The following is an 11,152-nucleotide window of genomic DNA, read 5'->3' as shown; positions in this document are numbered from 1 at the left end:
TAGTGTAATCTTAGTCACAAATCCAAAAAGGCCGAATCCACTTTCACAAGAAGATTCGGCTTTTCATTTCCCAAGGAATTCATCTTATAAACAACTTTTCCTATGCTAACAACGTTTTTCTTTAAATCAACAAATCATGAAAATGGAAAAATTCATTCTTGCCTTCGCAACCTTATTGAGTACACTATCCTGTGATTCTTCCAAAGATGGTACTAATGGGGGTACAAATCCAACACCAGTTGGTGATAATATTACGCTAACCCAAGAAACGGTTTTCTCCAACCGTGGAATTATTTGGGGTTTTGAATTTCTGCCTAATGCTGATATAATTTTTACCGAAAAATTAGGAAAAATGAGCATTTATTCTGGTGGAAAAATTACTGAATTATCGGGAGTTCCCAACGATATAAACACCGAATCGCAAGGTGGATTGTTAGACATTTGCTTGCATCCAGCTTATGCAAATAATGGTTTAGTTTATGCCAGTTATTCAAGCTCTGTGGGTGGAAAAGGGCTTTTGAATTTAATTAGATTCAAAATTGAGGGGAATTCACTCAAAAATGTGGAAAATATTTTCAAATCTTCCGCTACCAATCAATGGAAGGGACATTATGGCAGTAGGATTGTTTTTGATAAAAGCGGATTCTTATACTTGTCAATTGGAGAGGGTGGTTCAACTACTTACGGAGGAGAAAATTCGCCTAATATGAATGCTCAAAACGTTAAAGAAGCATGGGGAAAAGTACACAGAATGACGGACTCTGGAGGAATTCCAACGGATAACCCAATTTTAGCGGGAAACACTTCCCCTTCAACCGTTTTTTCCTACGGACACCGAAATCCGCAAGGCCTTATCCTGAATACTGATACGGGTGAAATTTGGGAAACCGAACATGGTCCCAAAGGTGGCGATGAACTAAATTTAATTCAAAAAGGGAAAAATTATGGTTGGCCCTTGGTCTCTAATGGCGTTAATTATGATGGAAATTCCATTTCGGTTTCGCACAATAGAACTGGTGTTGAAAATCCTAAATATTCTTGGACACCTTCCATTGGTGCTTGCGGATTGGCCTACGTTTCTTCTGATAAATATGGTTCTTGGAAGGGGAGTTATATTGCGGGAGGTTTAGCGCTCAGAAATCTTTCAAGAGTAGAAGTAAATGGTTCGGACGTTAAGCCAACTACCATCATGGAAAATACTGGAAGAGTTAGAGATGTGAAAATGGGACCCGATGGTTATTTATATTTATCCATTGAAAGCCCTGGAAGAATTGTGAAACTTTTATCGAAATAATTTTACCTATTCTTGAATAGTAAAAGTCGATTCTACTTTTTGAGAAGTAAATTCGGCTTTTATTTTCCATGACAATAATTTTCCTATAAATACAAGACCCTCTTATCCACCACCGCAGGTAACGGCCCTTTGGTTACCAATTTCAGAGCCGCTAAATTCCCCCCTGCATTGGCACAAATTTCTACCGATTTTCCTTCTGTCAAAGCGGTCAAAAAACCTGCCCAAAAAGCGTCTCCTGCTCCTGTTGCATCAATTACGTCAATTGGTTTTACGACCAAATAAATTTTCTTTATGCCCTTTTCGTAAGAAATCGTTGAGCCGTCGCCTCCTTTTGTAAAGCAAACTAAATCGGCTCCCATTGCGTGAAAATCTTGGATTACTTGCTCTTCTGAAACCTTTTGTCCGTAAATTCTCTCAGCATCGTCTTCGCTCAATTTTACCAAAGCCTTGTGCGAACAATACGCTGAAATCGTCTCCCAAGCCTGTTTCCTGTCTGGCCAAATTTGGGAAGCATAATTGGCATCCAAACTCACTCGACAACCCAAATTGTTGGCTCTTTTTGCCGCATCCACAATGGCAGATTGGGCTGGGTCTTGGCTCAAAGCAAAGCAAGTAGTATGAAAAATGGCTGATTCTGCCAGTAAATTATCTGGAATATGATGCGACTGAATCATACGGTCTGCTGTGCGGTAAGCGATAAAATCAGGCGTACCTTGCGTACGAGACACGATGACAATACTCGTGGGTTGGGATTCGTCGGTGGCAATATGGCTAATGTCGATGCCCGTTTTGGCTACTTCATTTTTTAAGAAAATGCCTAAATTATCATTGCCAACGCAAGAAACGATGGCAGAACTCATGCCCAAACGAGCCATATTTGCCGCCATATTGGCTGGACTTCCACCTTGAAAACGCTCAAAAGCAGCAGTATCCAAAATACTATTCTGAATTTCAGTCCCGATAACATCAACTAATAATTCCCCAACGGAGAGCATTGCATATTTTTTCATGTATTGATACAAAAATGGTTTGTTTATGACTGCAAATTACCGATAAATTCGTTAAATTGAATATACATTTACTAACCTTTCGGAACACATTTCGGAATTACAATATATCAATATGAAAAATTTATCCAAATTACTTTTTGCATTTCTGTTTTTGACGAGCTCATGGGCTTATTCATTTCCCAAACCAAAGCCTCAAAAAGCTAAAATTGTGGACGAAGTAACGCTTCGCAAAAAAGCCGATGTATTGGCTCACAAATTTATCATCGTTGATGGCCACGTAGATTTACCTTATCGTTTGAATGGCAAAATGGAAGACGTTTCTGTGCAAACCACAGGAGGTGATTTTGATTATGTTCGGGCAAAAAAAGGTGGACTTTCTGCCCCTTTTATGTCGATTTATGTACCCGCAAATTTGCAACAGAAAAAAGGTTTTTCAAAGGCGCTGGCAGATTCGTTGATTGATTTAGTCGAAAATTTAACCAAACAATATCCTGATAAATTTGCCTTAGCAAAAAGCCCGCAAGATGTAGAAAAAAACTTCAAAAAAGGCTTGATTTCTTTCCCAATGGGCATGGAAAACGGCTCGCCAGTAGAAAGTAATTTGGCGAATTTAAAGCACTTTTATGATAGAGGAATTCGCTACATTACGCTTTGTCACGGAGAAGATAATTTTATTTGTGATACTTCTTACGATACCACCAATACTTGGCGAGGACTTAGCCCGATTGGTCGGCAAGTGGTCAGAGAAATGAATCGTTTGGGCATTATGTTGGACTGTTCGCATATTTCGGATGATACATTTGCCCAAGTCGTTGCCTTGTCGAAAGCTCCAGTAATTGCCTCTCATTCGTCTTGTCGCACGTTTACGCCTGGATTTATCCGAAATGCGCCCGATGATTTGATTATTAAAATGGCGAAGAAAGGAGGCGTAATTATGATAAATTATTCTTCGATGTTCTTGGATTCAGTTTCCAATAAAACCAACGAAATCAAGCGTTTACATTTAAAAGCTTGGCAAAAAGAACATAACCTAACGTCAGATTCTCCGCAAGCACGTGCTTATGAGGCAGAATATTCAAAAGCTCATCCAACGCCCTTAACAACGGTAGAAAAAGTAGCCGACCACATCGACCACGTTAAGAAAATTGCGGGTATTAATCACGTAGGTTTAGGGTCAGATTTCGATGGTGTTGGGCCAACCTTACCCGAAGGTTTGAAAGATTGTTCACAAATCCCAAATTTGATTTATGTGTTGTTGAAAAGAGGATATACTGATGAGGAAATTGAGAAGATTTGCAATAAAAATGTTTTTCGGGTTTGGAATAAAGTAGCGGAGGTAGCTAAAAATTTTAATCAGTAGTTTTACCTAAAATTGCCTCACAAAAAAGGCGTTCAAAGTTAATTTGAACGCCTTTTTAAAGTTTAGTCTCAACTAATTACTCAGCATCTTTATCCTGACTTGGCAAAGTGTAAGTGAATTTATTTTCGATAAATTCATCAATTGCCAAAGAGGTTGGTTTTGGTAAACGCTCGTAGAATTTTGAAATTTCGATTTGCTCACGGTTCTCGAAAATCTCTTCTAAATTATCAACCGAAGAAGCAAAATCAGACAATTTATTGTTCAATTCTTCTTTCGATTTCAAAGCAATTTGTCTTGCTCTTTTTGAAATAATTGCTACTGCTTCGTATGTATTGCCACCAGCGATTTCTGCTAATTCAGCTACGTTTCTGGTAATGATTGATGGATTTGTTGCCATTTTGTTTGTATTTGGTTTTAGGTAATTATAGTCTCTTTTTTAAGCAATTAGACGGATATAAATCTAATAACTAATTATTGATAACTACAAACTGCCTACTGTTTATCTGCTGCCCCAACTTTGACAGTATTTGATTTTTCTTTGTCACGCAAAGCTTTATAATCGGCTTCTAATTTTGCAATTCTATCACTTTCTTTAATACTCACATCATATAATTTCTCTGCTTTTTTCAAGAAATTACTCTGAGGATATTTATCAACCAAAAGTTGATAATAAGTAATAGCCTCATCAAAACGCTCTTTTTGCTTACTTTCAATCGTACTTTGTGCCAAATTATACTGAGCTTGCACCTTCAAATAAGCCATTTCTTCGTTGTAATTAGAATCTGGATATTCTTTCTGAAAGTTATTAATTTCAATGACCGCAGATTTTAAAGTAGCCACATTAAAAGCACTCGTTTTCAAATATAACTTTGCCTTTTCATAGCCTTTACGCTCCAACTTTACCCGCAAAGATTTAATAATATCCGAAGCTTCTTCTCTAAATTTACTATCAGGATTGTTATTAATAAAACTTTGTAACTCGTTTATGGCCGTAATCGTTCCACTTTGGTCAAGATTGAAGTCGGGCGAGTTTTTATACAACGAATACGCCGACATATAAACGGCTTCTTCATAATATTCACTACGAGCAAAAGTTTCAGCAAAACGCTTGAAATGAAAATTTGCTGTTTCGTAACTTCCCGTGTGATAATCACAATAGGCTTGATAGAAAGTAGCGATTTCTTGCTGGTCTGTTCCCGTCAAAATTGGCAATAATTCCTCAAAAAGTATGCTCGCTTTGTCGTATTGACCTTTTTTGAAGTATCTAACGGCGGCTGCGTATTTTTTCTTTTCGTCAGTCATTTTTCTGACTTTCTCGAAGTTACTACAAGCGGCTAAGGTTACTGCAAAGAGTATAAATAATATAAATCTATTCGTTTTGTACATAAGGATGCAAAGTTAAGGTTTTTTTGGTAGATTGAAAATCAAGCCAGTAACTATTATCAAATTTCGTAATTAAAACGCTGAAAACAGGAAGAGTAACATGAAGTTTAACAAAATTTAACATGAATAATTTAGGTTTTAGATTTCTGGTGTTAAATTTTAGCAATTCATGTAGCCAATTCAGTATTTTTATTGAATCTCTAAATCTCAATCTTTAAAACCCACCACCTTTTTTGGAAAGATGAGCAGACTTTTTTAATTTTCGTGAGAACATAAACAAGTTTACTAAAAAGATGAATTCAGGAAGTCTTAAATCTCGCCTTTTTGTTGGGCTCATCATGGCAGCTATTGCCTTATTTTCGTATTTTTCTAAAATGCAGGTGAATCCAATTACGGGTAAAAGCCAAGCCGTAACGATGACTCCGCAACAGGAAATAGCCACGGGTTTGCAATCTGCACCACAAATGGCGGCCGAATTTGGGGGTCTTTACGAAGGACAAAAAGAGCAAGATTTGGTTAAAACGGTGGGAATGAAAGTGGTAGATAATTCGGATGCCGCAAAATCTGAATACCAATTTAATTTTCACTTACTCGCTGATCCTGAGACGATTAATGCCTTTGCTTTGCCAGGAGGACCGATTTTTATTACCGTAGGATTATTGAAAAGACTCAAGACTGAAGACCAATTGGCGGGTGTTTTGGGACATGAAATTGGACACGTGATTGGCCGACATTCTGCGCAACAAATGGCAAAAGATCAACTTACCAACGGACTTTTAGGAGCCACCGTAGCCGCTACGTCCGACCCGTATAATCCCAATAATTCAGGAGCGATTGCTCAATACGTGGGTAAAATGATAACCATGAAATATAGTCGTTCAGATGAATTGGAAGCGGACAAATTTGGTATAAAATATATGATAGAAGCAGGATATAATCCACAAGAAATGGTTGAGGTGATGGAAATTTTGAAAGCCGCTTCGGGTGGTGCCGACCGTCCTTCAGAGTTTCAAAGTACACATCCAGATCCTGAACACCGTATCATCGAGATTAAAAAGGCATTAGAACAGTATAAAAAGACTGGTAAACTGGAGTGGTAGGTAAGAAGGAAGGCTTCGCTCAAAGCCAAATCTTCCTTCTTACCTACCAATTTTTCTTAATGCCCATTCGACATTTTAATTTCAGTTGAATTAGAAATTTTTCCTGACTTCATTAACATCGTTGCCCCCGCCGCAATCAACAAGAAGACTGCTCCAAAATAAATAGCATTTACAGGCTCTTTATTTAGCAAAGAATTAAAAATTTTACCAAATATTAGCGAATATATCAACATGGGAATAACAATCATCATATTTATTATTCCCATATAAACTCCATAACGTTCTTTTGGTATGTCATTAACAATGAGTAAATATGGAACCCCCATCATACTTGCCCACGCAATACCAAAACCAATTAGCGGAACGAGCATTAAGTATTTATTTTCGATGGATGGAAATATAAAGAGTGCTAATGCAGCTATAATCAAACAAGTAACATGAACCCATTTTGCCCCATATTTTTTGGCAAATCCTACCAATAAAAATGCGGATAGGAATGTGATAACGTTTGTAAAAGAACTTACTGCACCGCCCCATTGCACTGCTTCTTTATACATTTCGTTGGCGACACTACTATCCGAAGTCCTAAAAACAGATTTTGCAATAGTCAAATCTTTATAATCCCAATAGCACTTTAAAGCGAACCATTGAAACATATATACCATAAACAGTTGCCACATCGTTTTTGGCATATCTTTAATTGCATTAAAAATTTCGATAAAAGGAGAAAATAAACTGAATTTATGTTTTCTTATTTCGATTAATTCCTCTTCCGTGGGTGGAATTTCAGGTGTTGTACTTGTACTCCATAGTACGCTACCTATACTGCATATGGCTCCAACAAAAAAAGCTCCGAAAACCCAATACGGAATATGGTTTTTTGTTTCTTGATTAAAAAAATTTATAAACGGAAATAGGTACAAGCATAATGTTCCCAATGATTGTCCTAAGCCTGTGAAAAAACTTTGAGCCAAAAAGCCTGTAGGTCTTTGTTCATCATTTAACTTATCAGCTACAAAAGCTCTATAAGGCTCCATCGCAGTATTATTTGCAGCATCCAGAATCCATAATAAACTTACAGCCATCCATAATTGTGAACTAAAAGGAAAAAGGAACAAGCCTAAGCTACAAAATAACGCACCGATTAAAAAGTAGGGTTTTCTTCTTCCCCATTTTACACTCCAAGTTTTATCACTTAAAGCCCCAATGATAGGTTGGATTAATAAGCCAGTCAATGGGCCTGCAATTTGCAGTATAGGTAAATCACCATTATCGGCTCCTAAAAATTTATAAATAGGATTGACAGCATTTTGTTGGAGAGCAAAACTGTACTGAATCCCAAAAAAACCGACATTCATGTTGATAATTTGAGAAAAGGTTAAAAGTGGTTTTTTCATAAATTTTGTTTGATAAAAATGGACTTTCTGTTTCACAATATTAATAAATAATTGACTTTTATGAAGATGAAGTCAAATTTTTCTTTTGAAAATTGACTACGATTTAACGGATTTACAGAGATAAATAAAATTTAATTACCAAAAAATATAGACTACGAGTTAGCTTATCAGAATTGACTTCAAGTAATTCGCCTCAACTTCCCGAAATAGTTCCATTATGGGTAAACTTTCGAGAAGTTCTAATTCCAATAGGTTATAGCATTTCTCTATAATCATTGTAAATAAGTTAAATTCGTGAAATCTTTGGTCTAATCTGTAATTCTACCCATCCCCAAACGACTAATCCCCAAAAAACCAAAAAATTGAATCAATCCACTGAAAATCAGTTTGTTGAAATGATCAAAACGCATCAAGGAATCCTCCATAAAGTTTGCGGAATGTATCGGCACGACCCTGACGATAAGAAAGATTTATTTCAAGAAATAGTGATTCAATTATGGCGGGCATTTCCAAAATTCAGACAAGAATCTAAAATTTCGACGTGGATTTATCAAATTGCTTTAAACGTGGCGATTTCTGATTTCAGAAAGGAAAGCCGAAGACCAAAACGGGTTGAATTGAGCGAAAATTTGCTGAATATTTCGGACAATATCTACGACAATTCTACCGAAGAACAAATCAAAATTATGCACCATGCCATTGCCCAATTATCCGAAATTGAAAAGGCAATTGTGATGCTTTATTTTGAGGAAAAAGACAATGAAGAAATTGCTGAAATTGTAGGAATTACCCAAAATAATGTACGAGTAAAAATGACCAGAATTCGGGAGAAATTGAGGACAATTGTATCAAAAAACAACGAATAAAACCGTGGAATTAGACGATTTAAAATATATTTGGCAACAAAATCAAGCGTTATCAACTAATCAACAAGTTATTGATAATGAAAAAGTTATGGAGATGACTCGTCAAAAATCCAAGGATGTTATGTCAAAATTGAGGAAAAATTTAGACTTTGACATTTGGGTTAGTAGTCTTTTTATTCCTCCGCTGATTTGGGTATTGTTTCAGAAAAATATTGCCACTTATCATAAATATGTAGCGGGATTTTTTATTATTTATACGTTCGTCGGAGTATTTTTTTATTGGAAGGAATTTAAATCATATAAAGAATTAAATTTGAAAAATGATTTACTTTCTATGTTAAAATTTACTGAGGAAAACTTTAGTAAAAGAGTAAAATTATTGATTATATATAACAACATTTCGATTCTTCCTTTGATGTTTTATGGTTCAGTAATGGGAAATGAATTTATAAATTATAGAAATCCTCATCATGAAACGTCTTTAATGGCATTAATTATTTCAACTATTTTTGTTACGCCAATTGGATACTTTTACATGAAATTTATCATCAAAAAATTTTACGGAGAACACCTCCAAAAACTCAAAAAATTACGTGCTGAATTAGAACAAAATTAAACCAAAAATATCATGACAAATCCTATTAAATTATTCCTCATTTCCTTGATTTTTAGTTCGTTATATTTCACACAGATATACGGACAAAAGGAAGACAAATCACTTTTATACGAAATTTCGGGCAATGGACTTCCTCAACCTTCTTACATTTATGGAACAATTCACATCATTTGCAAGGACGATTTTGTCATGAATGAAGCCACCAAACAGAAATTTTCGGAAACTCAACAGATTTATTTAGAATTGGATATGGACGACCCAAAAATGATGCCCGAAATGATGAAAAGTATGTACATGACGGACGGCTCAACGCTCAAAACTTTAATGTCAGAATTTGATTACCAGAAGGTTAGTCAATTTTTCAAAGATTCTCTCAAAACAAATATTGGTATGATGGACAAGATGAAACCATTCGTTTTGAGTTCAATGACAATCCCTAAATTGATTGCTTGTCCAAGTCAAAGTTATGAAGAGACTTTTGTAAAAATGGCTAAAAATGAAAATAAAGAAGTGCTTGGTTTAGAAACAGTTCAAGAACAATTTGGGGCAATGGACAAGATGGGCATGAAAAAGCAAGCGGATTTGATGTTAGTAAAAATGATTGAAAACTGGAACGATGGCAAACAAGAATTAAAGCAATTAATTACCGATTATAAAAATCAGGACGTAGAAGCGTTGTATGCAGATATGGCTGATTCTAAAACAATGGATGCAGAGTTTGAAGGTAGTTTATTGGAAAATCGCAATAAGAATTGGATTTCAAAAATTAAAACAATTACTAAAGAAAAACCCACTTTCTTTGCGGTTGGGGCTGGTCATTTAGGTGGCAAAAAAGGCGTAATTGCTTTGTTAAGAAATGAAGGTTTTACAGTGAAAGCAGTTAAGAATTAATTGTAGAGATTTGATGGAACACGGATTAGACACGGATAAAATTATTAAATCCGTGTCTAATCCGTGTTCCATTTAGTAGATTTGTAAAAATTCAATAAATCATGCTCAAATTATCCGAAATCTATATTTATCCCATAAAATCATTGGGGGGAATCCGTTTAGATGTTGCCAATATCACCACTCGAGGTTTGGAAAATGACCGCCGTTTTATGCTTGTGGATGAAAATGGACGTTTTTTGAGTCAAAGAGAACATCCTCAATTAGCAGTTTTTCAAACTGAAATTGAAGCAGAATCTTTAAAAATTACCCATAAAAAAAATGGTAGTACGCTTCAAATCTCCCTCCAATACTCCCTAAATCTCAAAGTTACTCAATCATTAAATGTACAAATTTGGGATGATGAAACTTCGGCAATCGAAGTCAGTCCTGAAGCCTCAAGTTGGTTTACACAAGCAATAGGCATTCCCGCTCGCCTTGTGTATATGCCCGAAGAAAGTCAGCGAAAAACCGATGCGCAATATTCCCTAACTGGCGAAGAAATTACCTCATTTTCAGATGGTTATCCCATTTTAATCATCGGGCAATCATCCCTTCATGATTTGAATAATCGACTCGAATATCCTGTAAACATCAATCGTTTCAGACCCAATTTTGTGTATACAGATGGTGAACCTTTTGAAGAAGATGCTTGGCATGAATTCACCGTTGGCAACGTTCGATTCTTTGGCGTAAAACCTTGTGCCAGATGTATTATGACCACAATCGACCAAGAAACGGGCGAGAAAAAAGGCAAAGAACCACTGTTGACTTTAAACAAATATCGAAAAGTGGGCAACAAAATTTTATTTGGTCAAAATGTTTTAATTAGTCAATTAGGAACGGTTTCGGTCGGTGATGATGTTACGGTATTGAGCCGTAACAAATTAGCTAAATTCGAGATTGTCTAAACTATTTAAAATATTACATTTATTGAGTTTTGACGTAGTGTTGGGGGCAGTTGTCTGCAACGTTATGTTCTGGAAATTGAATAAAATTCCTCCTGAACATTCATTTTCAGTGGCCATTATTTTGGGCTTTTCAGTTTGGATAATCTATGTATTGGATAGATTATTAGATAATCAAAAAATAGATAATCACCCGACGGAACGTCATGTTTTTCACCAACACAATGCTCAAATTTTATGGTATTTTATTGGTTTTTTAACCCTTATTTGCTCTATTTTAATATTTTACCT

At 35.8% G+C, this 11,152-nt stretch carries 11 protein-coding genes and 1 pseudogene; 8 read left to right on the top strand and 4 right to left on the bottom strand.

From position 1 onward, the window contains the following. The first annotated feature begins 142 nt into the window (after positions 1-142). The gene (locus AC1W31_RS12260) at positions 143-1,294 is read left to right on the top strand and encodes a PQQ-dependent sugar dehydrogenase (protein ID WP_481734740.1); all 1,152 of its coding nucleotides are present in this window, start codon (positions 143-145) and stop codon (positions 1,292-1,294) included. A gap of 83 nt (positions 1,295-1,377) precedes the next feature. On the opposite strand, the gene AC1W31_RS12255 is transcribed toward AC1W31_RS12260, so the two are convergent. Next, on the bottom strand, positions 1,378-2,304 hold the full coding sequence (locus tag AC1W31_RS12255; RefSeq protein WP_481734739.1) for a carbohydrate kinase family protein: 927 nt from the start codon (positions 2,302-2,304) through the stop codon (positions 1,378-1,380). Positions 2,305-2,416: 112 nt separating this feature from the next. On the opposite strand from AC1W31_RS12255, the gene AC1W31_RS12250 reads away from it, so the two are divergent. Further along, positions 2,417-3,664: a dipeptidase gene (locus AC1W31_RS12250; protein WP_481734738.1), complete on the top strand. Its 1,248-nt coding sequence runs from the start codon at positions 2,417-2,419 to the stop codon at positions 3,662-3,664. 76 nt (positions 3,665-3,740) lie between these two features. Here AC1W31_RS12250 and AC1W31_RS12245 read toward each other — a convergent pair whose 3' ends face one another. After that, the gene (locus AC1W31_RS12245) at positions 3,741-4,061 is read right to left on the bottom strand and encodes a DNA-directed RNA polymerase subunit omega (RefSeq protein WP_481734737.1); all 321 of its coding nucleotides are present in this window, start codon (positions 4,059-4,061) and stop codon (positions 3,741-3,743) included. A gap of 95 nt (positions 4,062-4,156) precedes the next feature. Continuing rightward, positions 4,157-5,050 (bottom strand): outer membrane protein assembly factor BamD, encoded by an 894-nt coding sequence (locus tag AC1W31_RS12240; RefSeq protein ID WP_481734736.1) that lies wholly within the window; start codon positions 5,048-5,050, stop codon positions 4,157-4,159. A 290-nt stretch (positions 5,051-5,340) separates the two neighbouring features. Here AC1W31_RS12240 and AC1W31_RS12235 point away from each other — a divergent pair, with 290 nt between their 5' ends. Beyond that, positions 5,341-6,147 carry a M48 family metalloprotease gene (locus tag AC1W31_RS12235; protein ID WP_481734735.1) on the top strand — a complete coding sequence of 269 codons (807 nt, stop codon included), beginning with the start codon at positions 5,341-5,343 and terminating at the stop codon, positions 6,145-6,147. Between the two features lie 56 nt (positions 6,148-6,203). Here the strand turns inward: AC1W31_RS12235 and AC1W31_RS12230 are convergent, their stop codons facing one another. After that, complete coding sequence (locus AC1W31_RS12230; RefSeq protein ID WP_481734734.1) at positions 6,204-7,544, bottom strand: MFS transporter; 1,341 nt, start codon at positions 7,542-7,544, stop codon at positions 6,204-6,206. A 362-nt stretch (positions 7,545-7,906) separates the two neighbouring features. Between AC1W31_RS12230 and AC1W31_RS12225 the strand changes: the two genes are divergently transcribed. The 5 genes and pseudogenes from AC1W31_RS12225 to AC1W31_RS12205 form a co-directional block, all read left to right on the top strand. Then, on the top strand, positions 7,907-8,410 hold the full coding sequence (locus AC1W31_RS12225; RefSeq protein ID WP_481734733.1) for an RNA polymerase sigma factor: 504 nt from the start codon (positions 7,907-7,909) through the stop codon (positions 8,408-8,410). A gap of 4 nt (positions 8,411-8,414) precedes the next feature. Then, positions 8,415-9,026 carry a hypothetical protein gene (locus AC1W31_RS12220; RefSeq protein WP_481734732.1) on the top strand — a complete coding sequence of 204 codons (612 nt, stop codon included), beginning with the start codon at positions 8,415-8,417 and terminating at the stop codon, positions 9,024-9,026. A gap of 12 nt (positions 9,027-9,038) precedes the next feature. Then, on the top strand, positions 9,039-9,917 hold the full coding sequence (locus AC1W31_RS12215; protein ID WP_481734731.1) for a TraB/GumN family protein: 879 nt from the start codon (positions 9,039-9,041) through the stop codon (positions 9,915-9,917). A 101-nt stretch (positions 9,918-10,018) separates the two neighbouring features. Further along, entirely contained in the window at positions 10,019-10,864 is an 846-nt protein-coding gene (locus AC1W31_RS12210; protein ID WP_481734730.1) for an MOSC domain-containing protein, read from the top strand. Between the two features lie 22 nt (positions 10,865-10,886). Continuing rightward, positions 10,887-11,152, top strand: a pseudogene (locus AC1W31_RS12205) (hypothetical protein); the annotation flags it as partial.

The sequence above is a fragment of the Arcicella sp. genome (assembly GCF_964672035.1).
This window is presented reverse-complemented; position numbering and strand designations above follow the sequence as displayed.